Source organism: Herbiconiux aconitum, from assembly GCF_024979235.1.
GTDB lineage: Bacteria > Actinomycetota > Actinomycetes > Actinomycetales > Microbacteriaceae > Herbiconiux > Herbiconiux aconitum.
In genome coordinates this window covers 576,846-599,558 of the sequence record NZ_JANLCM010000001.1, presented here as the reverse complement: position 1 = coordinate 599,558, position 22,713 = coordinate 576,846, and the positions used below count along the sequence as shown (strand labels likewise).

Genomic DNA, 22,713 nt, shown 5'->3' with positions numbered 1-22,713 from the left:
CGCACTGTCGAGCAGTCGGGTGGCGCGAGACTCAGGCCCGGATTGCGTCGACGATCGCCTGCGCGAGTTCGCGCGGTTTCGTGAACTGGGGCCAGTGACCCGTCGGCAGTTCGACGATGGACGAGCGCGCTATCAGCGGCACCTCGGCGAAGTAGGGGATGCCGGCGGCGATCGCCTCCTCGATCTCGGCGCGGCTGAACGTGGAGCTGATCAGGGTGATCGGCACCTCGTAACGCGCCGGATTCGTGACGTGCTGTGCATCGCGCGCAACCCGGGCGGGCTCGGGCACGGCGATCTCACGGAACCAGGCGAGCTGGTCGTCGGTGAGGTCGCGCAGATCGGTCTCGTCGAAGTCTTCCCACGGCGGCAGCGGCGCATCCGCTCCCGTCACCTCGAGCTGAGGGTTGATCGCGATGCCCTCGGGTGTCGGGCCGCTGTCGACGTAGACGGCTCGTTCGATGCGGTCGGGGCGCGCGTCGACCACCCCGTGGATGATCGCGCCCCCGCCGGAATGGCCGACGAGCACGACCTTCTCTTCGGCATCCACTGCGTCGACGAGCGCTACCACCTCCGCCGTCTGCGACGCGAGGGTGACGCCCGAGCGGTCGTCGTCGACCGAGGCCAGACCCTCGAGTGTGGGGGTGTGCACGGTGAGGCCGGCCTGCTCGAGAGTCGGCACCACCTCGCCCCAGGAGTCGCCGCCGAGCCAGAAACCTGCAATGAGTATGACGTTCATGCGGGCGACTCTACGCGGAACCACCGACATCGGGCCCGACTTCTCCTCAGAGCGGGTGCTCGCCCGTCAGACGCTCGAGCAGCTCGCGGTAGCGCAGCACGGTCTGCTCCACGATCTCGTGCGGCAGGGTCGGGGGAGTGCCCGTCTGATCCCAGTTCGCCGCGAGCCAGTTGCGCACGATCTGCTTGTCGAAGCTCGCCGTGCGCTCGCCCGAATCGTAGGCCGAGGCATCCCAGTAACGGCTCGAATCGCTCGTCAGCACCTCGTCGGCGAGCGTGATCTCGCCCGTCTCGGGGTCGCGGCCGAATTCGAACTTGGTGTCGGCCAGGATGACGCCGCGCGCTTCGGCGATGGTGGCTGCCCGTCGGTAGATGGTGAGCGACAGGTCGCGCAGCGCGGTGGCGTCGTCCACGCCGACGAGCTCGACGGTGCGCTCGAAGCTGATGTTCTCGTCGTGTTCGCCGAGCGGCGCCTTGTAAGCGGGGGTGTAGATCGGCTCGGGCAGGCGGTCGCCGTCGCGCAGGCCCTCCGGCAGTGCGATGCCGCACACGCTCTGCGTGGCCTGGTATTCCTTCCAGCCACTGCCCGAGAGGTAGCCGCGCACGACGCACTCGATCGGGAACATGTCGAGCGAGCGCACCACCATCGAGCGGCCCGCGAGCTCCTCCGGAACGGGAGGAAGCGCATCCGTCTGCGCCACCAGGTGATTCGGCACCTCGGTCAGCTGGTGGAACCACCAGCGGCTGAGCGTCGTGAGCAGTTCTCCCTTGCCGTGGATTCCCGGTTCGAGCACGTGGTCGAACGCGCTCACGCGATCGCTGGCGACCACGAGCAGGGCGGCGGGGCGGGCATCCGGGGCCGTCGCATCCGGCACGTAGAGATCGCGCACCTTGCCGCTGTAGGCGTGACGCCAGCCCGGCACGACGGTGCTCCCGTTCGCGGCGCTCACCGTGCCACCTTGGCGGCGATGTCGCTGCGGTGCTGCGATCCGTCGAGGTGGATGCCTTCCAGCACGCCGTAGGCGCGGTCGCGTGCGAGCCCGAAGTCGGCTGCCGTGGCCACGACGCTGAGCACGCGGCCGCCGGTGGCCCGGAGCACCTCGCCGTCGCGATCGGTGGCGGCGTGCATCACGCTGACGCCTTCGACTCCGGTTGCACCCGGGCCGAAGGCGTCGAGGCCCGTGATGATGCGGCCGGTGACCGGCGATCCGGGGTAGTTCTCGCTCGCGAGCACGACGGTGACGGCGACGTCGTCGCTGAACTCGGGGCGCTGGTGGTCGCCGAGGGTTCCGGTGGCGGCGGCGAGCAGCAGGCCACTGAGCGGGGTGACGAGGCGCGGCAGCACCACCTGCGTCTCGGGGTCGCCGAAACGGGCGTTGAACTCGATGACGCGGATGCCCTTCGGCGTGAGGATGAGCCCGCAGTAGAGCAGGCCGATGAACGGCGTGCCCTCGGCGGCCAGCTGGCGCACGGTGGGAAGGGCGATGGTGTCGATCACCTCGTCGACGAACACCTTCTCGCTGCCGAAGCGCTCAGCGATCCACGGCAGCGGCGAGTAGGCGCCCATGCCACCGGTGTTCGGGCCTTCGTCGCCGTCGAGCAGGCGCTTGTAATCCTGAGCGGGAGAGAGCGGCGCCACGGAGTGTCCGTCGCTGAGGAGGAAGAGAGAGACTTCCTCGCCGTCGAGGAACTCCTCGATCAACACCTCGCCGTGCTCCAGCCAGTGCGCCGCGTGGGCGACGGCCTCGGCGAGATCGTTAGTGACCAGCACACCCTTGCCCGCGGCCAGCCCGTCGGCCTTCACCACGTAGGGCGCTCCGTAGTCGGCGAGGGCGGCTTCGGCCTCGGCGAGGGTCGAGGCGTTCAGGGCACGGCCGGTGGGCACGCCCGCGGCATCCATGATTCGCTTCGCGAACGTCTTGCTGCCCTCGAGCGCCGCGGCCTCTTTGCCCGGGCCGAACACCGGGATGCCTCGCGTGCGCAGTGCGTCGGCGACACCCGCGACGAGCGGCGCCTCGGGGCCCACCACCACGAACTGCACGTCTTCGGAGATCGCGTAATTCGCCACGGCCTGCGGGTCGTTCGCGTCGAGCTCGACCGTCGGCACGTCGGCGGCGATGCCGGCATTGCCGGGCGCAGCCACGATCTCGTGCACCGTGTCTTCGCGGAGCAGGGCGGTGATGATGGCGTGCTCGCGCGCGCCCGAGCCGAGGACCAGGATTTTCACCCTCCTAGCCTAGGGCGTGCACCCGGCAGTACCGTGGGGGCCATGACCCTACGGATCGAGCGGGTGACGGATGCCTCGACCGTGCTGCGTGGTGCGCACCTCTTCGACGAGGCCGTCGATGCAGCCGCGACCTCTCGCTTCCTGGCGAGTCCGACGCACCACCTGCTCTTCGCCTACGACGACGAGGTGGCCGACCCGATGCATCCGGTGGGCATGATCTCCGGTGCCGAGCTCACGCATCCTGACAAGGGCACGGAGATGTTCCTCAACGAACTCGGCGTCGACGAGGTCGCGCAACGACGGGGCATCGGGGGCGCGCTCGTGCGCGAGCTGGCCGCTCTGGCGCAGTCGCGCGGATGCACCGCGATGTGGGTGGGCACCGAGCCCGACAACGTGGCGGCGCTCGCGACCTACCGGTCCACCGGCCCTGTTTCGAGCGAGCCGTTCGTGGCGTTCACCTGGGAGTTCTGAGGGGAGCTGCCGTTCCGCTCGCGCTCGTCCGACCGCCGCAGGCCGGCTGCATCCTTCATGCATCGCGAACTCCTGCATCCTGAGCTTCGGCGACGAAATCGACGGAGAACCCGCCCGTTGCGACGGATCGACGGATGCTCTGACCTGTCTGCCGGGATACTCCGTCGGTTCGACGCCTGGCGGCACCGCGGTCGGCGGTAGCGTGGACGTATGGGCAAGTCGAGGATCGGCGAATCCGACGGGGCTGCAGCCGTCGCCGCGGCAACGAGCGACTTCGACGGGGCGTCGCGGGAGGTTCGCGCCACAGCGGTGCGCTACCTCCTGCAGCGGCTGGCGGATTCCGCCGAGGGCAACTCGGTGGAGGTGCGCGTGCCGCCGTTCGGCGCGGTGCAGTGCATCGAGGGCCCCGGTCACACCCGGGGAACGCCGCCGAACGTGGTGGAAATGGATGCGCGCACCTGGCTCGATCTCGCCACCGGCACCCTGACGTGGGTCGACGGCATCGCGGCGGCGCGCATCCACGCCTCCGGCCAGCGCGCCGACCTCACCGGCTACGTGCCGCTCGCCCGCTGACCGCAGATCGACGAACGACGGACGCCGGTCACAGGTGGATGCGGGACAATGGAGGGGTGAGTGACCATACCGACCAGCCACCCGCCCAGCGCAGCGAGCCCGGGCACACGACCGAGTCGATCGGCTCGGTGTCGGTGCGGCGCGCCCCCCGCTACTACCGGTTCATGGCCGTCGGGTTCGCCGTGGGGTTGCTCGTCACGATCATCCTGACGTTCGGATTCCCCGAGCAGGATGACTTCAACCGCCTGCAGGTGTTCGGCTTCGTCGGTGTGTTCCTGGTGGCGTTGTTCGTGGCGATCGGTGCCATCGTCGCCATCGCGCTCGATCGGGCCAGCCGTAAGCGCGCCCGCACCGTCGAGGCGGAGCGGATCGAGGAGCACGAAGAGCACGGTCCGCTCGAGGTGGCTGACTTCGTGCAGATCACCGAAGAGCCGGCTGCGCCGATGCCCGAAGAGTCGGCTGCGCCGATGCCCGCTCCGACGCCGACAGCGTCGGCTGACGGTGGTGCTGCAACGTCCACGCCTGAGCCTGAAGGCCCTCGCGACCGCGATTGACGGATGACCCCCTCGGGGGTTTCACGCTCCGGACGTACCCGGGCCTGGCTCGGGTGCGGATCTGGCCAACTCAGGCGCGCTTCTGCTCGTCTTTCGGCTCGAAGCTCTCGTCGCCCTCGTCGTCTTCGTCGATCCATTTGGAGTAGTCCGGCTCATCGGCCTTCGCCGTGAGTTCACGCTCCAGCGCCGAATAGTTCGTGTCGGGGCTGAAGTACTTCAGCTCGCGCGCGACCTTCGTGTGCTTTGCCTTTTGACGGCCACGCCCCATGCGAGACCCCCTCACGATTCGGGCCGGGGACATGCGCCACCCGGATGAGACGAATAACTACGAAAACTTGGGTCAGTTTAGCATGCAGGGGTCACTCGGCTTTCAGCCGCGACCGCGTTTACGTGCCGCGACGGCGGATGCGTGCGGTCGCCGCACGACGGCGCGCATCGGTTCGCCGCGTCGCTCCTGCCCGGGCAGCGGTCGGGACCGTTTTCCGTAGAGCAATTCGGAGGAATCCAGCAACCACGGCACCAGCGCCAGAGTCACTCCGTGCACCAGCATCAGCTTCTTTCGGATGCGCCGCGCCTTGTGGTTGTGGAGGATCGTCTCCCACCAGTGGCCCACGATGTAGATGGGCGTGTACACGGTCACGACCTCCGAACCGTGCTCGGCCCGGTGCTTCAGGATGTACTGGCAGAGCGGCTCGGCGACGTCGCGATAGGGCGACTCGATGATGTTCAGCGGCACCTCGATGTTCATCGCCTGCCAGTCTGCTTCGAGTTGCGCGGTCTGCTCGTCGTCGATCGCGAGGTGCACCGCCTCGATCGAGTCGTGGCGGGCCGCGATCGCGTAGTCGAGCGCCTTGAGAACCGGCTTCTGCATGCGCCCCACGAGCACGATCGCATGGTCGCCGGTGGCTCCGAAGGTAGTGGTCGGGTCGACCTCGACCTCTTTGTTGACGTCGCGGTAGTAGCGGTTGACGCCCATCATGAGCAGGAAGAGCACCGGCATGATGGCGAACACGAGCCACGCGCCGTGGGTGAACTTCGTGATGGTGACGACGATCAGCACCACGGCCGTGAAGACCGCTCCGACCGCGTTGATGGCGAGGGAACGGATGACGGCGCCGCGATCCGGGGTGCCCTCGCGCAGCACGCGGATCCAGTGCTTCACCATTCCCGTCTGCCCGAGGGTGAACGACACGAACACGCCGATGATGTACAGCTGGATGAGCTGGGTCAGGTTGGCCTGGTAGACGATCAGGATGGCCGTCGCCGCGAGCGCCAGCACGATCATGCCGTTCGAGAACACCAGACGGTCGCCGCGGGTGAGGAGAGCCTTGGGAGCGTAGGAGTCCTTCGCGAGCACCGAGCCGAGCAGCGGGAATCCGTTGAACGCGGTGTTCGCCGCGAGCAGCAACACCGCCGCGGTGGCCGCCTGGATGACGAAGAACATGATGCTGTTGTTGCCGAAGACGGATGCCGCGACCTGGGCCATGAGGCTGCGTTGCGGTGTTGTCGCGCAATCCGCGAAGCCGATCAGGTGACAGGCGTCTTCGGCGTAGTGCACGTTGGAGATGAGCGCGAGGGCGGTGAGGCCGGCGAACAGGCAGATCGCGATGCTTCCCATCAGCACCAGGGTGCGTTGGGCGTTCTTGATCTTCGGGGTACGGAACGCGGGCACGCCGTTCGAGATGGCCTCGACGCCGGTGAGGGCGGAACATCCGCTGGAGAAGGCGCGCAGCAGCAGCAGGATCATCGCGGCCTGGGTGAGCTGCTCGGCCTTGACGCCGAAATCGGCCGACTCCGCGATCGGGGCGTCGCCGAACGCGGTGCGGGCGAGGCCGATCACGATCATCACGGCGACACTGGCGACGAAGACGTAGGTGGGGATGGCGAAGGCCTTGCTCGACTCACGCACCCCGCGGAGGTTCACGGCCATCAGGAGGATGACGAACCCGACCGCGATCTCGACCCGATAGGGATTCAGCTGAGGGATGGCCGAGATGATGTTGTCGACGCCGGATGCGACCGACACCGCCACCGTGAGCACGTAGTCGACGAGCAGAGCGGATGCGACGACGAGGCCGGCCTTCTCGCCCAGGTTCTTGTGGGCGACCTCGTAGTCTCCGCCGCCGCTCGGATACGCCTTCACGAGCTGGCGGTATGAGGCGACCACGACCACGAGAAGCAGCACGACGGCGGCGGCGACCCAGGGGGCGAAGGTCAAAAAAGAAAGTCCTCCGATGAGGAGGATCATGAGCAGTTCTTGGGGCGCGTATGCGACGGAAGAGAGGGGGTCGCTCGCGAAAATTGGTAGGGCTAGCCGCTTGGGGAGGAGTTGGCCCTCGAGCTTGTCGCTGGGGAGCGGATCGCCGATCAACCAGCGTTTCGCCGAGCGGGTTTCATTAACCACGAGTGACGACACTACTCCCGCGCGGGGCACTGTCAAGTTGAAAGAGGGGCGGTTTATTCCCGCCCCTCTTCCGCTGTGTGTTCAGCTGATGCGAACCCGTGTGACGGCTACTCGTCTTCTGGGATCTCGCTGTCGGTGTACTCACCGGACTCGGGCTCGGGAACGTTGACGTTCTCGTCTTCAGTGTCGGTGTACTCGCCGTCGCGTTCGCCGCGTCGTTCCTGCTTCTCGGTCATGAGATCCTCCTCGATTTCTCGCCGTACGTCGTGTTCGTGACGGTACCACTCGGGTGCGCGGTGGGCTAGAGGGGGCGTGGTCACTCCCGACGGACGTCGGCGGGGGACTTGTCGGGGCGCCAACCCCGCCACGAGGGCTGGCGGAGGCGCTCGGCCCCGGGCTGACCACTGCCGGTCCACTCCGCGAACTCGACCTCGCCGACGAGCTTCGGCGTCACCCAGTGGGCGTCGCGGGCGTCGAGCGAGGGCACATCATCGAAGGGAGAGGTCTTGCGGGCGAGCTTCGCGAGCTTCGCGGTGACCGCCTCCAGATCCTTGTCACTGAACCCCGTACCGACGCGACCGACGTACTGGAGCACGCCGTCGGCATCCGGAACTCCCATCAGGAGCGAACCGACCTGCGACGCCCGACGGCCCTTGCCGGGCCGCCAGCCGCCGATCACGACCTCCTGCGCCAGGTGATGCTTCAGCTTGATCCAGGTGCGGGAGCGGCGACCCAGCGCGTAGGCGCCGTCACGACGCTTCGCCATCACGCCCTCGAGGCCCAGCTGACGGCTGGAATCCATCGCGTGCGCGAGGTCGCCGTGGAAGGCGGGAGGCAGGTGCAACGGGCCGTCGTCTTCGGGCGCGACATCCGCGAGCACCGACCGACGTGCGGTGTACTCCTCTTTCACCAGCGACGAACCATCGAGCTCCAGGATGTCGAAGAGCATCAGATCGACCTTCACCTTCGCGCGCGCCGCCTCGACGTCGCGCGGCTTGCTGAGGCCCATGCGCTGCTGCAGCCGGCCGAAGTTCGGGCGACCCCGGTGATCGAGTGCCACGATCTCGCCGTCGAGCACGAGCGAGCGGCCGGCGAAGACGCGGGAGAGGGCATCCGTCAGTTCCGGGTAGCCGGAGGTGACGTCGTTCCCGTTGCGGGTGCGGAGCGTCACCGCGCCGTCATCGATGGTGATGAGGGCCCGGATGCCGTCCCACTTCATCTCGAAGGCCCACTCGGATTCGTCGTCGATGTCGGCTTCGCTGCCCAACGTTGCGAGCATGGGGGCGAGTTTGCCGGCTCGCGCAGCCGTGGACAGGCCGGTGTCCGCGTCGGCCGGCTTCTCCACCATCTTGTGGATCAGCCAGTTCTTACCGCTCCCGTCAGACGCGGTGTGGATGAGCACCACCTTGCGCGGATCGCCCAACCCGCCCGACGGCTGCCCGTGCAAGGTGACGATGATCTCTTTACCGTCGCGCCACTTCTCCAGTTCGTATTCGCCGAAATCCCAGATCAGCACGTTTCCGGCACCGTATTCCCCCGACGGAATACTGCCCTCGAAGGTGCCGTACTCCATCGGGTGATCCTCGGTCTGCACCGCCAGGTGGTTGACCTTCGGGTCGTCAGGCACGCCCTTCGGCAGCGCCCAAGAGACGAGCACGCCATCGTGCTCGAGGCGGAAATCCCAGTGCAGAGCGCGGGCGTGGTGCTCCTGGATGACGAACGATCGGCCGTCGGAGGTCGGCGGCGCCGCCTCGGGCACAGGCTCAGGTGTCTTGGACTGGTCGCGCTTGGCGCGGTAGGTCGCGAGGCGGTCGGAGCCGGCGCCGGCGGCCTGCGCGCGCGCCGGTGGCTCGGGATGCGCCTCCGTCTGCTCCTCGGGACCCCGGTTCGAGTGCCACACGCCGCCCGGTGCGTCGAGTGCACCCGGCGCCTCGGCGCTCTCGGCGAGCGGATCGGCGCGCCGCTTCATCCGGTCGAGCACCTCGTCGAGCTCCAGCTGCCGCAGATCGCGACTCGCGAGCTCCCGCCAGGTGCGCGGCACGGCCACCGTCGGGCGTGACCGCCCGCGCAAGGAGTACGGGCACACCGTGGTCTTGTTGGCGTTGTTCTGACTCCAGTCGACCAGCACCTTGCCGACGCGGAGCGTCTTCTTCATGTCGCTCACCACAAGATCGGGATGATCGGCCTCGAGAGCGCGTGCGAGCTCGTGCGCGACCGCCGACACCTGGTCGGAGGTCTGCGACCCGTCGAGCGCCGCATAGAGGTGAATGCCCTTGCTGCCGCTCGTGACCGGAACGGGTTCGAGGCCCATTCCCTGGAGGATCCCCCGCGCCAGCTTGGCGACCTCGACGCATTCGGGCAGACCCGTGCCCTCGCCGGGGTCGAGGTCGATGACGAAACGGTCGGGGTTCTTCTGCCGGCCGTGCGCATCCACCCGCCACTGCGGAACGTGGATCTCGAGCGCGGCGATCTGCGCCAGCCAGGCGAGGGTAGCGGCGTTGTTCACGAGAGGATAGGTGTTGACGTGATCGGAGTGCTGGATGTCGACGCGCTTCACCCAGTCGGGCGTTCCCTCGTCGAGGTTCTTCTGGAAGAAGACCTGTCCTGGATGCTCGTCGGTGCCGACCCCGTGCACCCAGCGTTTGCGGGTGGCCGGGCGGTTGCGCGCATGCGGAATGAGGAATGACGCGATCTCGGCGTAGTAGCGGAAGACATCCGCTTTCGTCGTTCCGGTCTCGGGATAGAGCACCTTCTCGAGGTTCGTGATGCGCAGGCGGTGCCCGCCGACGGTCACGGTCTGCTCGTTCGCCTTCGATGTCCCGGTGCCGGCCATGCTCCATCCTCTACCCAAGAAGGGCCGGTGCGGGGTCTAATTGACTATGCGATCGATCTGGAAAGGCGCCATCACCTTCGGCCTCGTCAACGTGCCGGTGAAGGTCTACAGCGCGACCGAAGACCACGACATCTCGCTGCACCAGGTGCACGAGAAGGACGGCGGGCGCATCCGCTACCAGCGCCGCTGCGAGATCGACGGCAAGATCATCGACTACCAGGACATCGCGCGCGCCTACGACGACGGCGACCGCACCGTCATCCTCACCAAAGACGACCTCGCCTCGCTTCCCGAGGAGCGCAGCCGCGAGATCGAGGTGGTGGAGTTCGTGCCGAGTGAGCAGATTGATCCGATCATGCTCGACAAGAGCTACTTCCTCGAGCCCGACTCGAAGTCGCCGAAGGCGTATGCACTGCTGCGCAAGACGTTGGAGAGCACGGATCGCACGGCGATCGTGCACTTCGCCCTTCGGCAGAAGACGCGGCTCGGTGCGTTGCGAGTGCGCGGCGACGTGCTGGTGCTGCAGTCGCTGCTCTGGGACGACGAGGTGCGCGAGGCCGCCTTCCCCGCGCTCGACGAGCCCACCCGGGTGTCATCGCAGGAGCTCGACATGGCGATGTCGCTGGTCGACCAGTTCGCTTCCGACTTCGCGCCGGAGAAGTTCACCGATGACTATCAGGAGCAACTGCGCACCCTGATCGAGGCGAAGCTCGCCAAGGGCGACTCGGTCGACACCGACGAGACCTTCGGGCGGGAGCCCGGCTCGGGCGACGAAGGCGGTGAGGTGCTCGACCTGATGGAGGCGCTGCGGCGCTCGGTCGACAAGAGCCGGTCGGGCTCGTCGTCGGGCGGATCGGGCGGCTCGGATGCCGCGAAGAAAGCGCCGGCCAAGAAGGCTGCGGCGAAGAAGCCCGCCGCGAAGAAGGCGACCAAAGCTTCCTGACAGTCAGTGAGTTGAGATTAACTCACTGACTGTGGCACAGTGTCTCCACGCGGCGACCGGCCGCGCCCGACCCAAGGAGATCTCTGTGTCACAGTCCGCATTGCGCACCCCGCCCACCGGAACCGACTACCCCGGCAAGATGCTCGGCATCGTCGGCCTGATCGTCGCGATCCTCGCCAATCTGGTGGGATTCGTGATCAGCGTGATCGCGTATTCGCAGTCGAAGAAGGCCGGCTACAAGAACATTCCCGCGATGATCGGCATGATCGTCGGCGTCATCCTCTTCATCGTCTCGATCGTCGCCACCATCATCTCCATCGCGGCGGGCATGGCGGTCTCGGGAATCAGCGGCTACTGAGCCGAACGGCCACCGAGCCGAATGCGGAGGCCGCCGTCTGCTCGCAGTGCGGCGACCTCCGTCATGCGCTAGGCGTCGGGGCCGAGCACGCGCAGGGCGAGGGTCGCGGACGCGACCCTCGTGCCGGCTTGGCTGACCAGGATGGTGATGTCGTACGAGCCCGGTACCGCGGTGATCGTGCCGTGCAGCAGGCCGGTCGTGCGGTCGATGGTGAGACCCGCCGGCAGTGACCGGCCCTTCGGTGCCGAGATCTCGAAAGTGGGACTCGTGATGCCGCGGGTGTGGATGGGCGCTGTGTAGGGCTCGCCCTGACGCGCATCCGGAAGGGTGCTCGTGGTTATCTCAGGAGCCACGGTGCCGAAGGCGGACATCACGGTCACAGTGCCATCGGCCGCGTTGGCGACGAAGGCGTCGCCGCTGCCTGTTTCCACCGCGAGAGCGGAGGGATCGGCGCCGATGCCATCGGCGCCATCCAGGACGGCGACTCGGGTGTAGTCGTCGGCGTCGAGCACGGTCACCGTGTCACTGCCGGCGTTCGCCACGTAGAGGCGACGCCGAGACTCGTCGACCGCGACGGCAGAGGGCTCGTCGCCGATGGCCGAAGCCGAGCCGAGAAGTCGGTCGGCTGCGTAGGTTCTGGTGTCGACGACCGAGACGGTGTCGTCGCCCGCGTTGGTGATGAAGGCGTGATGCGTCGTCGTGTCGATCGCGACACCGCGCGGGTCGTGGCCGATCGCCGAGCTCAGGTCGTTCAAGACCATCACCACCTTCGACACCCTGCTGTCGATGACCGACACCGTGTCATCGCCGGCGTTGGCGACCAGGATGCGGTTGATGCCGCTGTCGACGGCGATGCCCGCGGGCCCGTGCCCGATCCCGCGCACGACGTCGAAGGGGATGATGGAGACCACGCGGTCTGTCGTCGTATCGATCACCGCGACCTGCCCGTCGCCGTATTCCGTGACGTAGGCGCGATTGCGGGACTCGTCGACGGCGACCCCGAGCGGTTCGTTGCCGATGCCGGAACGGGGATCGTGAGCGATCACCGAGGTCACCTCGGCCGTCGTCGTGTCGATCACCGACACGGTGCCGCTGCCGCTGTTGGCGACATAGGCGCGGTGCTTCTTCTGATCGATGGCGATGCCGGACGGGCCGTCGCCGATGCCCTTCGCCAGGTCGTGGGGAATCACCCCGGTGACCGTATTCGATTCGGTGTCGATGACGGAGACCGTGCCGTCGCCGGAATTGGTGACGAAGGCGCGGTCGAGGGCCTGATCGACGGCGATGCCCGCGGGCGCCGCGCCGATTCCGCCAGCCGAATCGTGGGGGATGACGGTGCTGGAGGGGTCGGCACTCGCGGGGAGGGGCGCCGCGAGCAGAGTGAGTGCCCCGGCGGAAGCAAGGACGGAAAGGACGGGTCGGAAGGTAAAGTGAGTAATGCTCATGAGGCACGCTAGCACGCACCCGTCAAAATCCGGAAGCGTCCCTCTACGGCGAGAGCCCCCAGCGCGGGTAGAGCACGGCGAACGCGCGGTCGAATCCGTACTCGATCGTGGCCGACTCGTGGCCGGTGCCGGGCGAGATGAACAGGTGCGCATCCATCCCCGCCGCCGAGGCCGCGGCGTAGAGCGTGCGCGACGCGGTGAGGTAGGGCTCGTCGTCCGACCCGTCGGCGAAGATCGCGACGGTCTCGGCATACAGGGCCGCCGTGACCGGATCGGCAGCTCCCGCCGCCAGCACGGTCAGCGGCTTGGCGGCGTCGAAGGCCGCCTCGTCGCCCCCGAAGCCGTCCTTGAGGGTCTCCGATTCGCCGCCGAGATCAGGCTCGAGCTCGCCGGAGATGTCGATCACGTTGCCCCAGACCTCGGGGAACTGCGCCGCGGACTTGATGGCGCACTCGCCGCCGTTCGAGAAGCCGGCGATGGTCCAGAACTCCCGCGACGGCAGCACGTTGAAGGTCGCGGCGATGAAGGCCGGCACATCCTGGTTCACGTACGTCTGCGCATCCCCCTGGTAGCCGTCGACGCAGAGGGGGTTGTTGCCCGAGTTGCCGCCCAGGTGATCGACCGAGACCACGATCGGGGCGAGTCCCGCGTGCTCGGCCGCGAACCGGTCGAGGCTCGTGCCGATGTCGGCGACGTCGGGCGCGCCGGGCTGCCCGCTCAGAAAGACGACGACGGGCAGCGCCGGCGCATCGGCCAGCCGGGCGGCGGGCGGCAGGTAGACCACCGCATCGCGCGGCGTGAACGCCGGGTCGGAGGCGGGGATCTCGATCGAGCCGTGGATGCTGTGCGCCGGCGCCGGCGTCGACGCCGGCGGGTTCCAGGATGCATAGAGCGGCCCCGGGGAATTCGTGGACGGCGGCGCCAGCGCGCTCACCTCCAACGGCGTCTCGATCGAGATGTCGAGAAGGTCGCCGAGGTTCTTGAGCACCCCGAAGTCGGCCGAGATGCCGAGGGTCGCCGTCCACGCGAACAACCCGATGCCGAACACCGCGACCACCTTGCGCCACCAGCGCGAGCGCCACAGATTCGCGATGGCGAGGGCGACGGATGCGCCGGCCGCCACGATCCAGAGCCGCGCCGCGAGCGTCATCGGCGAGTTGAACGCGTCGAGCACGTCTTGCACGATGAACGTCGCGAGCAGGGCGAGCAGGACGCCGGCGCCCAGCGCGATCGCCGCCGTCAACACCCAGAGGCGGGACGGCCGGCGCAGGAGCAGGAAGGCGAAGACGAGGATCGCGAGAGCGTAGGTTCCCCACAGGAAGGCGCCGTCGACGATGCGGATCGACAGGAACCAGTCGGTCATTCCGACCCGCGACCGGGCTCGACCATGCCCGTCTCAGGCATGCCGAGGAAATCGGATTCGTCGTCGTCATCCGGTTCAGTCGGCTCGACCGGTGCGGCCGCGTGACGGCCACCGCTCTCGCTCTGCGGGCGATCGCCATCCGCGCCATCCGCCGCCCCGACTCCGACGCCGCCGACCGTGCCGCGATACGCCGCCCGCACCGACAGCGCCACTCGCGCCTCGTGGAAGAGCGGCTCGTAGAACGTCTTGCGATAGCCACTGTTCGTCGTCACCGACACCAGGAAGTTGAGCGACGAGACGCAACTGAGGAAGATGGCGGTCTTCAGCAGCGCCCAGGTGAACGGGAACTCCACGCCGAAGAGCGTGAGAGTGGTGGCGCGCGAGCCCACCCACTCCTCGAGAACTTCCGACGAGAAGGCCAGCGCGCCCAGAACGAGCAGGAAGACACAGGTGAGCACCGCGAAGATGAGCGCCTGGAATCCGAGGGCGAGCACGAAACCCGCCTCGATGTTGGTGCGCTCGATCCGGCCGAGTGGGGGCACGGCGCCGGCCGCACGCGACTCGAGCTCCGGCAGCCCGGCCTCGCGCACCGAGCGCACGCGGTCGTCGGGCGAGATGCTCCGGTTCAGCGCCCGCATCTCGGTGCGGGTGATCGGCACCGCGAACAACAGTCCCAGCACGATGAAGAAAATGCCCACCGCGACGATGCGCGCAGGCTGCATCGTGCTGGTGACCTCCCAGAGCGGCCGGGAGAAGAAGGCGAACACGACGACGAGCATCAGGATGGGCAGAGCCCGCGTGGCGAGCGTGCCGATGGCCGCGAGCTGCCGGAGCGCGGTGCGCGCCGCGGAGCCCAACAGCGACCCGATGCCCACCCAGGTCAGCAGCGCCGCGAGGGCGACGGCGCCGAGGTTGACGACGAGGGCAGCCCAGAAATCGATTCCGGAGCCGGTGAGCCCGGCCACGAACGGCGTGCCGACGACGCAGATGATGAGCAGCGCCACGGTGACGGGGATGCCTGCCCCCGGGAAGCGCCGGAGCAGCGCTGCCGAGATGACCGCCACGACGATCGGAACGGCGACGACGGCCAGCGCCAGGAGCGCGACCAACAGGAGATAGAGCAGTGCGAGCGCGTCGGATTCCTCGTCGATGACGAGGTGCACGCGGATGAGGCCCGACAGGCTGACGTCGACCAGCAGCAGGAAGACCAGGAACGGTGCGATGCGCAGGGCGAGCCGGTCACCCCAGGCACGCGCCGGAACGAAATACGGCAGGCCTTTGGAGCGCAGCCAGCGCTCTGCGTCGCGCTCCGTCTCGCGCTCGGCGTCCCTGTCGCTCTCGGTCGCCATCGTCCCCCCTTAGAATTGTCGTCGATCCAGTGCGAGCAGCCGGCCGCGCGGAGATATCGGAGTCAACTTCATGCCTGCATCCCGTCTCGATTCTGTCATCGCCTTGGCCAAGCGCCGGGGATTCGTCTTCCCGACGGGAGAGATCTACGGCGGCACCCGCTCGGCGTGGGACTACGGCCCCCTCGGCGTGGAGCTGAAAGAGAACATCAAGCGCCAATGGTGGAAGTTCATGGTGCAGGGCCGCGACAACGTCGTAGGTCTCGACTCCGCCGTCATCCTGCCCCGCCAGGTGTGGGAGGCCTCCGGCCACGTGGAGGTCTTCTCCGACCCCCTGGTCGAGTCGCTGCACACGCACAAGCGCTACCGTGCCGACCACCTGCTCGAGCAGTACGAGGAGAAGCACGGGCATCCGCCGGTCAACGGCCTCGCCGACATCCGTGACCCCGACACCGGCCAGCCCGGATCGTGGACGGAGCCCAAGAACTTCTCGGGCCTCATGAAGACCTACCTCGGCGCCGTCGACGACGAGAGCGGCATGGCCTACCTCCGCCCCGAGACCGCGCAGGGCATCTTCGTCGACTTCAACGCGGTGCTGAACTCGTCGCGGCAGAAGCCGCCGTTCGGCATCGGGCAGATCGGCAAGAGCTTCCGCAACGAGATCACACCCGGAAACTTCATCTTCCGCACCCGCGAGTTCGAGCAGATGGAGATGGAGTTCTTCGTCAAGCCGGGCGAAGACGAAGAGTGGCACCAGTACTGGATCGACCAGCGCTTCCAGTGGTACACCGACCTCGGCATCGACCCCGAGAACCTGCGCCTGTTCGAGCACCCGAAAGAGAAGCTGTCGCACTACTCCAAGCGCACTGTCGACATCGAGTACAAGTTCGGCTTCACCGGATCGGCCTTCGGCGAGCTGGAAGGCGTGGCGAACCGCACCGACTTCGACCTCACCACGCACTCGAAGGCATCCGGAACCGACCTGTCGTACTTCGACCAGACCACCGGCGAGCGCTGGACGCCCTATGTCATCGAGCCCGCTGCGGGTCTGACCCGCTCGCTGATGGCGTTCCTGGTCGACTCGTTCCACGAAGACGAGGCGCCGAACACCAAGGGCGGTGTCGACAAGCGCACCGTGCTGAAGCTCGACCCGCGGCTCGCCCCGGTGAAGGCCGCCGTGCTGCCGCTGTCGCGGAACGAGGCGCTCTCGCCGATGGCCCGCGAGCTGGCGGCCGATCTGCGCAAGAACTGGAACGTCGACTTCGACGACGCCGGAGCCATCGGCCGTCGTTACCGCCGGCAAGATGAGATCGGCACGCCGTTCTGCATCACCGTCGACTTCGACTCGCTCGACGACAAGGCGGTGACGGTGCGCGAGCGCGACTCGATGGCGCAGGAACGCGTCTCCCTCGACCGTCTCCCCGCCTACCTGGCCGAGCGCCTCATCGGGGCCTGAAGACGGTCGGTCAGCCGGCCAGGCGGGCGACGAGGGCCTCGTAGGCGGGGTCGATGACTTGGAGCGACGGGGTCGCGTCGTGCCAGTCGACGATCTCGCGAGCGGCCTCGTGGAACGGCACCACGGCACGGAACTCGGGCACCAGCGCCTTGATCTTCGTGTTGTCGAACACCACGGAGTGCGAGAAATCGCCCAGGAACTGCCCCGACCACTCGGGGGCGGCCGCGGCGATCTCCTGACTCGTCGCGTAGCGGATCGTCGGCGTCGTGCCGGCCGCGCTCGCCACCATTCCCACGATCTCGTTCCAGGTGTAGACGAAGTCGGAGGTGATCTGGAAGGTGTCGCCGTAGGCGAGCGGATTCGCGAACAGGCCCACGAAACCGCGAGCGAAGTCGTCGGTGTGGGTCAGCGTCCAGAGCGAGGTGCCGTCGCCGTGCACCACGACCTCCTCGCCGCGGCGCATCCGGTCGACCGCCGTCCAGCCACCGAACATCGGCAGCGACCACTTGTCGTAAGTGTGCGAGGGGCGAACGATGGTGACCGGGAAGCCGCGCTCGCGGTAGGCCTCCACGAGCAGGTTCTCGCAAGCGATCTTGTCGCGCGAGTACTGCCAGAACGGGTTGCGCAGCGGCGTCGACTCGGTGATCGGCAAGCGGCTGACGGGCTTCTGATAGGCGGAGGCGGAGCTGATGAACACGTACTGGCCGGTGCGGCCCTCGAATCGGTCGATGTCGCGCTGCACCTGCTCGGGGGTGAACGCGACCATGTCGATGACGACGTCGAACTCGCGCGATCCGAGCACCGCGTCGACCTGATCGGCGTCTTCGATGGCGGCCGTCAGCACCTCCGCACCGTCGGGCTGCTCGCGCCGCGACGAACCCCGATTGAGGAGCGTCACCTCCATCCCGCGCTGCACGGCGAGCGCACTCGCCGCAGATGAAATGATGCCCGTACCACCGATGAACAGAACCTTTGCTGACGACATAGGGAGCACGATAGCGCTTCAGGATGTCCGCGCGTTTTTGCCTCGTGCACAGTCGGCGTTATCGTGTGAATCGTTTGACCCCACCACCACTCGACGAGAGACGGACTGTGCAGTACGGCGCTGACTACAACCCCGAACAGTGGGACGAGGCAACCTGGCACGACGACGTGCGGCTGATGCGGGAGGCCAAGGTGACCATGGTCAGCCTCGGAATCTTCGCCTGGTCGCGCATCCAGCCGGATGAGAACACCTTCGACTTCGAATGGCTCGACACGGTGATCGAGCTGCTGCACGCGAACGGCATCGCCGTCGACCTCGCCACCGCCACCGCATCACCCCCTGCCTGGGCCGTGGAGAACTATCCGGCGATCCTGCCGCAGGACGAGAACGGCGCCACCTACTGGCCGGGCAGTCGCCAGCACTACGCCCCGAGCTCGCCCGACTACCGTCGGCTCGCGGCCCGTCTCGTGACCGAGATCGCGAATCGCTACGCCGCGCATCCGGCGGTCGTGCTCTGGCACGTCAACAACGAGTACGGCTGTCACGTGCACTACGACTACTCCGACAACGCCGCCGTCGCCTTCCGAACGTGGCTGCAGCGCAAGTACGGTTCGATCGACGCCCTCAACACCGCCTGGGGCACCGCGTTCTGGTCGCAGCGCTACGGCTCGTTCGGGCAGATCGTGCCCCCGCGCAAGGCTCCCTACAGCCACAACCCGGCGGGTGCGCTCGACTTCAAGCGGTTCACGTCCGACACGCTGCTCGAGCTCTTCACCATGGAGCGCGACATCATCCGGGCCGCCGGAGCGACCCAGCCGATCACCACGAACTTCATGGGCGCCTTCCCGCCGCTCGACTACTGGAAGTGGGCGGCCGAAGTGGATGTCGTGAGCGACGACAACTACGCCGACCCGAACGACCCCCAGTCGTTCCGTTCCGCCGCGTTCTCCCGCGACCTGATGCGGTCGCTGAAGCCCGGCACGCCCTGGATTCTGATGGAACAGGCCACGAACGCCGTGAGCTGGCGGCCGAGCAACGCACCGAAGGCTCCCGGGCAGATGGCGGCTCTCTCGATGCAGGCCGTCGGGCGCGGTGCCGACGGCATCCTGTTCTTCCAGTGGCGCCAGTCGCGCCGGGGGAGCGAGAAGTTCCACTCCGCGATGGTGCCGCAGGCCGGCACCGAGACCCGCACCTGGCGCGAGGTCACGGCCCTCGGCGACGCACTCGACCGCCTGCCGGAGCTGCCTCGGGGCGACTCCCGCGCATCCGTCGCCATCGTGTTCGAGTGGGAGAACCTGTGGGCGCTGTCGAATCCCGACCACCCGGTCGCGCTCGACTACGTGCAGCTCGTGCAGCGCTGGTACGCGGCGCTGCACCGACAGAACGTGTCGATCGACGTGGTGCAGACCACGAGCGACCTCTCGGGCTACTCGCTCGTGGTGCTGGCGCACGGCTATCTGCTGACGGATGCAGGCGCCCAGAATCTCGAGGCCTTCGTGCAGCGCGGCGGACACCTGCTCGTCACCGCCTTCAGCGACATCGTCGACGAATCGGATGCCTTCCGTGAGGGCGGATTCCAGGTGGGCCTCCGCGATGTGCTCGGTGTGTGCGTCGAGGACTTCGGCGCCCTCGTGCCGCCGGCTCCGTCGGGCGGGTCTTCCGCACCAGGAGAGAACCACGCCGAGGTGGCGGCGGTGTTCGGGTCGTTGCGCGGCGAATACCTCGCTGAAGAGCTGCAGGTGATCGACGACGGGCGGCCGGTGGAGGTGCTCGGCCGGTACATCGACGGGCGACTCGCGGGCGCACCGGCCTTGACCAGCCGGGCCACCGGCAGCGGCGTCGCGCACTACCTCGCGACCATTCCCGACGACGAGGGGATGCTCGCCGTCACGCGCTGGGCGCTCGAAGACGCCGGGGTGCAGCCGGTGCTGTCGACGCCGAGCGAGTGGGTCGAGGCAGCGCGCCGTGGCGACGTGCTCACGGTGATCAACCACGGCCGTGAACCGGTCGAGGTGGAGGTGGAGGGCACGGATCTGCTGAGTGGCGCCTCCGTCAGCCGGCTCGAACTGGAGCCTTTCGGCTGGGCGCTGCTCCGCACGGAGGCTGCGGAAACGACGTCACCCTCCGACTGAACCCGGCCGCGAGGCCGCCCTACTTCGTGTCGGAGTCGTCTGGGGCGTCGGGGTCGGGGCTGCGGTCGCCGTCGATCGAGTCGAGCGTGCCGAAGAGCTGACCGTTGAGGTCTTGCGCCTCCTGCAGGGCCGTGTACGCCTCGGCGTAGGTGTCGGGCTCCGGCTCGCCGGGAACGCCGTACTTCGCGATCACCAGACCGAGCAACCCGCGCGCCGGGTTGCTGATCGGCTTCGCGCGTTGCTCGGCGTTCGAGTTGTCGAAGTCGACCTCGGGGTTTGGCGGCGTGTACTGCGGCATGGTCTGCGGCCACTCGGCCGCCGGTCGCGGCTTCTTCAGGTTGATCGCGTCGAAGAGCGGGCGCGACGCGACGTCACGGTGCGTCAGTGGCTTGAGGCCGTGCAGCTTGGTGAGCGTCGAGATGACCGACCCGTGGTCGTGCTGCTCGTTGACGATCGTGTTCTTCGCCGTGTAGGCCGAGATCGCGATCGCCGGCACCCGGCAGCCCAGTCGGTCGAAGGTGAAGTCGAACTCGCCCTCGTTGCCGTTCACCGGTGGCACGGCCGAGGGCGGTGGCACGTGGTCGTAGGTTCCGCCGTGCTCGTCGAAGGTGACGAAGAGCATCGTGTTCATGGCGTTCGACCCGGTCTCCGAGTCGCTCTTGCGAATGGCGGAGTAGATCGCATGCAGCAGGGCATCGCCGGCGCGCGCATCCGACACCGCCGCATCCACCACCTCGCCCACGTCGCCCTCGTCGCTCGCGCGGAGGTGACCGTAGGGCGGATGCATGTCGTTGTGGTTGTAGATCATCCGCGGCTCGATGAAGGCGTAGTCGGGCAGGTTGCCCGTCGCCACGTCGTCGTAGAACTGCTCCATCACCCGGAAGTTCGTCTTCCAGAACGGCTCGAGCACCGGAGCGTGCAGCACACCGGTCATCGAGATGAGCTGGGCGGAGTCGTAGTAGACGCGCCAGGTGAGGCCCGCCTCCTCGAGGCGGTTGAAGATGGTGGGAGCGTCGGCATCCGGATCGAGCCACTTCGCGTATCCGCCCTCGCCCTTGTTGGTGACGAAGCCGTGCGAGGTGGAGGCGTGGAAGAACGAGCGGTTGCAGAAGGTCTGCGAGGGCACGGCCGAGAACCAGTGGTCGAAGACCGCGAAGTTCTTGGCGAGGGTGCTGAACACGGGCAGCATGTCGGGAGTGAACCCGCCCATCGCCAGCTCGTAGTCCTTGGGGCCCGGCTCCTTCTTGTTCTGGGTGAGACGCCGGTAATTGATGATGTAGTCCTCGACGAACCCCTTCATCGTGGGGGATTCGTTCGGACCGGGCGCGTTGTACGGATACTGCAGCCCGTTCGCGTGCAGGTCGCGATTCGTCTCGGGGTCGACCTTGCCGAAGAGCTGCGTGTTGACGTGCGAGTACTCCTCGCCCGGGTCGGGGCGCGGGCTCGACATGATCTCGTCGGTCGAGCCGCCGTAGGCGTGCGGTTTGATGACCTCGTCGGTGCCGGGCACCGGATTCGAGTGGTCACCCTGGTGCAGGCCGTCGTACTTCTGACCCGGCGCGAGCTCGCCGTCGGTGTAGAGCCAGCCGAGCAGATTGTCGAACGACCGATTCTCGTACATCAGCACCACGAGGTGCTCGAAGCCCGGCTCCTTCACCTTCTTCTCGGCGGCGAAGTCGAGGTCGACCTCGTTCGCGTAGACGCCGACTCCGATCGACGCTCCAGCGAGGCCGCCGGCTGCGGCTCCGGCCGCGCCGACGGCGGCCGCCTTGAGGAAGGCGCGGCGGGAGGCCAGGCCTTCGGCGTGGTCCTTCTTGCCGTCGTCCTTCTTCCGGCCGAACGGCGGGGTCATGCCGACCCGCCCGGCGGAGTCCAGGCCGAGACGGCGTCGAGCCGCGCGACCTCATCGGGGCTGAGCTGCACCCGGGCAACGGCCAGGAGATCGGCGACCTGCTCCACGCGCGACGCGCTCGCGATCGGCGCGACCACGGTGGGCTTCGCCACGAGCCAGGCCAGCGCCGTGGTGGCGATGGAGGCGTCGTGCGCGCGCCCGATCTCCTCCAAGGTGTCGACGATGGCGAGGCCCTGCGTGCTGACGTACTGCGACGCCCCCCGTGCCCGGGCCCCGTCGGCGTGGTCGCTCTTCGCGCGGTACTTGCCGGTGAGGAACCCGCTGGCCAGCGCGTAGTAGGGAACCACGCCCAGGTGCTCGCGCTCGGCGATCGGCGCCAGGGTGTCTTCGAAGTCGTTGCGATGCACGAGATTGTAGTGAGGCTGGAGGGCGACGGGGCGCACGTATCCGTTCGCCTCGCAGATCGCGAAGTACGCCTCGATGCTCTCCGGAGCGAAGTTTGACAACCCGATGTACCGAGCCTTGCCGGCTCGCACCACCTCGTCGAAAGCCGCCGCGGTCTCTTCGAGAGGCGTCTCGGGGTCTTCGAAGTGGGCGTAGTAGAGGTCGATCCGGTCGGTCTGCAGGCGGGCCAGCGACGCATCGACCGCGCCGCGGATGGTCGCGCCCGAGAGCCCGCGGAACTGCGGATGCCGGGACACCTTCGTGGCGATCACGGTCGCGTCGCGCGATCCGCGGCTGGTGAACCACTCGCCGATGATGGTCTCGGACTCGCCACCGACGTTTCCGGGCACGCTCGCCATGTAGGAGTCGGAGGTGTCGATGAAGTCGCCGCCGCCCGCGGCGTGGGCGTCGAGGATGGCGAGCGAGGTGTCTCGATCGGCCGTCCAGCCGAACACATTGCCACCGAGGGAGAGAGGGAAGACGTCGAGATCGCTGTCGCCGATGCGTGCCATGGTTCGACGTTACTACGACCGTCTCCGTGCGCTTCGGCGATCGACTTGACATTGACGTTGCGTCAACTCCTACGGTGGAA

At 67.7% G+C, this 22,713-nt stretch carries 20 protein-coding genes; 7 read left to right on the top strand and 13 right to left on the bottom strand.

Annotated features, from left to right (window positions below; all coding sequences use genetic code 11):
• Positions 1 to 31: 31 nt before the first annotated feature.
• The 3 genes from N1027_RS02725 to purD are packed head-to-tail and all read right to left on the bottom strand — an operon-like array spanning position 32 to position 2,962.
• Entirely contained in the window at positions 32 to 736 is a 705-nt protein-coding gene (locus N1027_RS02725) for an alpha/beta fold hydrolase (protein WP_259504920.1), read from the bottom strand.
• A 46-nt stretch (positions 737 to 782) separates the two neighbouring features.
• Positions 783 to 1,685 carry a phosphoribosylaminoimidazolesuccinocarboxamide synthase gene (locus tag N1027_RS02720; protein ID WP_259504916.1) on the bottom strand — a complete coding sequence of 301 codons (903 nt, stop codon included), beginning with the start codon at positions 1,683 to 1,685 and terminating at the stop codon, positions 783 to 785.
• Positions 1,682 to 2,962: a phosphoribosylamine--glycine ligase gene (gene purD / locus N1027_RS02715; protein WP_259504908.1), complete on the bottom strand. Its 1,281-nt coding sequence runs from the start codon at positions 2,960 to 2,962 to the stop codon at positions 1,682 to 1,684. Before purD ends, N1027_RS02720 begins: the two co-directional genes overlap by 4 nt.
• A gap of 42 nt (positions 2,963 to 3,004) precedes the next feature.
• Here purD and N1027_RS02710 point away from each other — a divergent pair, with 42 nt between their 5' ends.
• The 3 genes from N1027_RS02710 (at position 3,005) to N1027_RS02700 (ending at position 4,560) form a co-directional block, all read left to right on the top strand.
• On the top strand, positions 3,005 to 3,433 hold the full coding sequence (locus tag N1027_RS02710; protein ID WP_259504906.1) for a GNAT family N-acetyltransferase: 429 nt from the start codon (positions 3,005 to 3,007) through the stop codon (positions 3,431 to 3,433).
• Between the two features lie 210 nt (positions 3,434 to 3,643).
• On the top strand, positions 3,644 to 4,006 hold the full coding sequence (locus tag N1027_RS02705) for a sterol carrier family protein (protein WP_259504904.1): 363 nt from the start codon (positions 3,644 to 3,646) through the stop codon (positions 4,004 to 4,006).
• Positions 4,007 to 4,062: 56 nt separating this feature from the next.
• Positions 4,063 to 4,560, top strand: coding sequence for a hypothetical protein (locus tag N1027_RS02700; RefSeq protein ID WP_259504894.1), 498 nt, complete (start codon positions 4,063 to 4,065; stop codon positions 4,558 to 4,560).
• Positions 4,561 to 4,630: 70 nt separating this feature from the next.
• Here N1027_RS02700 and N1027_RS02695 read toward each other — a convergent pair whose 3' ends face one another.
• The 4 genes from N1027_RS02695 to N1027_RS02680 all read right to left on the bottom strand — a co-directional run bounded on the left by N1027_RS02695 (position 4,631) and on the right by N1027_RS02680 (position 9,797).
• Positions 4,631 to 4,828: a DUF3073 domain-containing protein gene (locus tag N1027_RS02695; RefSeq protein ID WP_259504892.1), complete on the bottom strand. Its 198-nt coding sequence runs from the start codon at positions 4,826 to 4,828 to the stop codon at positions 4,631 to 4,633.
• A gap of 102 nt (positions 4,829 to 4,930) precedes the next feature.
• Entirely contained in the window at positions 4,931 to 6,964 is a 2,034-nt protein-coding gene (locus N1027_RS02690) for an APC family permease (protein ID WP_259504890.1), read from the bottom strand.
• 107 nt (positions 6,965 to 7,071) lie between these two features.
• The gene (locus tag N1027_RS02685) at positions 7,072 to 7,200 is read right to left on the bottom strand and encodes a hypothetical protein (protein WP_259504887.1); all 129 of its coding nucleotides are present in this window, start codon (positions 7,198 to 7,200) and stop codon (positions 7,072 to 7,074) included.
• A gap of 80 nt (positions 7,201 to 7,280) precedes the next feature.
• Positions 7,281 to 9,797 carry an ATP-dependent DNA ligase gene (locus N1027_RS02680; RefSeq protein ID WP_259504886.1) on the bottom strand — a complete coding sequence of 839 codons (2,517 nt, stop codon included), beginning with the start codon at positions 9,795 to 9,797 and terminating at the stop codon, positions 7,281 to 7,283.
• Positions 9,798 to 9,843: 46 nt separating this feature from the next.
• Between N1027_RS02680 and ku the strand changes: the two genes are divergently transcribed.
• Both ku and N1027_RS02670 read left to right on the top strand, forming a co-directional pair.
• The gene (ku, locus tag N1027_RS02675; protein ID WP_259504885.1) at positions 9,844 to 10,740 is read left to right on the top strand and encodes a non-homologous end joining protein Ku; all 897 of its coding nucleotides are present in this window, start codon (positions 9,844 to 9,846) and stop codon (positions 10,738 to 10,740) included.
• Positions 10,741 to 10,825: 85 nt separating this feature from the next.
• On the top strand, positions 10,826 to 11,098 hold the full coding sequence (locus N1027_RS02670; protein ID WP_259504882.1) for a hypothetical protein: 273 nt from the start codon (positions 10,826 to 10,828) through the stop codon (positions 11,096 to 11,098).
• 68 nt (positions 11,099 to 11,166) lie between these two features.
• Here N1027_RS02670 and N1027_RS02665 read toward each other — a convergent pair whose 3' ends face one another.
• Genes N1027_RS02665 through N1027_RS02655 form a run of 3 tightly spaced genes read right to left on the bottom strand, consistent with a single transcriptional unit; the run spans position 11,167 to position 15,255 of the window.
• Positions 11,167 to 12,543, bottom strand: coding sequence for a putative Ig domain-containing protein (locus tag N1027_RS02665; RefSeq protein WP_259504881.1), 1,377 nt, complete (start codon positions 12,541 to 12,543; stop codon positions 11,167 to 11,169).
• A gap of 43 nt (positions 12,544 to 12,586) precedes the next feature.
• The gene (locus tag N1027_RS02660) at positions 12,587 to 13,906 is read right to left on the bottom strand and encodes an alpha/beta hydrolase (protein WP_259504880.1); all 1,320 of its coding nucleotides are present in this window, start codon (positions 13,904 to 13,906) and stop codon (positions 12,587 to 12,589) included.
• A complete protein-coding gene (locus tag N1027_RS02655; RefSeq protein ID WP_259504879.1) occupies positions 13,903 to 15,255 on the bottom strand; it encodes a hypothetical protein in 1,353 nt (450 codons plus the stop codon). Before N1027_RS02655 ends, N1027_RS02660 begins: the two co-directional genes overlap by 4 nt.
• Positions 15,256 to 15,325: 70 nt before the next feature.
• On the opposite strand from N1027_RS02655, the gene N1027_RS02650 reads away from it, so the two are divergent.
• Positions 15,326 to 16,708 carry a glycine--tRNA ligase gene (locus tag N1027_RS02650; protein ID WP_259504878.1) on the top strand — a complete coding sequence of 461 codons (1,383 nt, stop codon included), beginning with the start codon at positions 15,326 to 15,328 and terminating at the stop codon, positions 16,706 to 16,708.
• A 10-nt stretch (positions 16,709 to 16,718) separates the two neighbouring features.
• Here the strand turns inward: N1027_RS02650 and N1027_RS02645 are convergent, their stop codons facing one another.
• The gene (locus tag N1027_RS02645; protein ID WP_259504876.1) at positions 16,719 to 17,693 is read right to left on the bottom strand and encodes an SDR family oxidoreductase; all 975 of its coding nucleotides are present in this window, start codon (positions 17,691 to 17,693) and stop codon (positions 16,719 to 16,721) included.
• A 107-nt stretch (positions 17,694 to 17,800) separates the two neighbouring features.
• Here N1027_RS02645 and N1027_RS02640 point away from each other — a divergent pair, with 107 nt between their 5' ends.
• The gene (locus N1027_RS02640) at positions 17,801 to 19,825 is read left to right on the top strand and encodes a beta-galactosidase (RefSeq protein ID WP_259504874.1); all 2,025 of its coding nucleotides are present in this window, start codon (positions 17,801 to 17,803) and stop codon (positions 19,823 to 19,825) included.
• Positions 19,826 to 19,844: 19 nt separating this feature from the next.
• Here the strand turns inward: N1027_RS02640 and N1027_RS02635 are convergent, their stop codons facing one another.
• Both N1027_RS02635 and N1027_RS02630 read right to left on the bottom strand, forming a co-directional pair.
• Positions 19,845 to 21,677 (bottom strand): alkaline phosphatase family protein, encoded by a 1,833-nt coding sequence (locus N1027_RS02635; protein WP_259504867.1) that lies wholly within the window; start codon positions 21,675 to 21,677, stop codon positions 19,845 to 19,847.
• Positions 21,674 to 22,633: an aldo/keto reductase gene (locus N1027_RS02630; RefSeq protein ID WP_259504866.1), complete on the bottom strand. Its 960-nt coding sequence runs from the start codon at positions 22,631 to 22,633 to the stop codon at positions 21,674 to 21,676. Before N1027_RS02630 ends, N1027_RS02635 begins: the two co-directional genes overlap by 4 nt.
• Between the last annotated feature and the right edge of the window lie 80 nt (positions 22,634 to 22,713).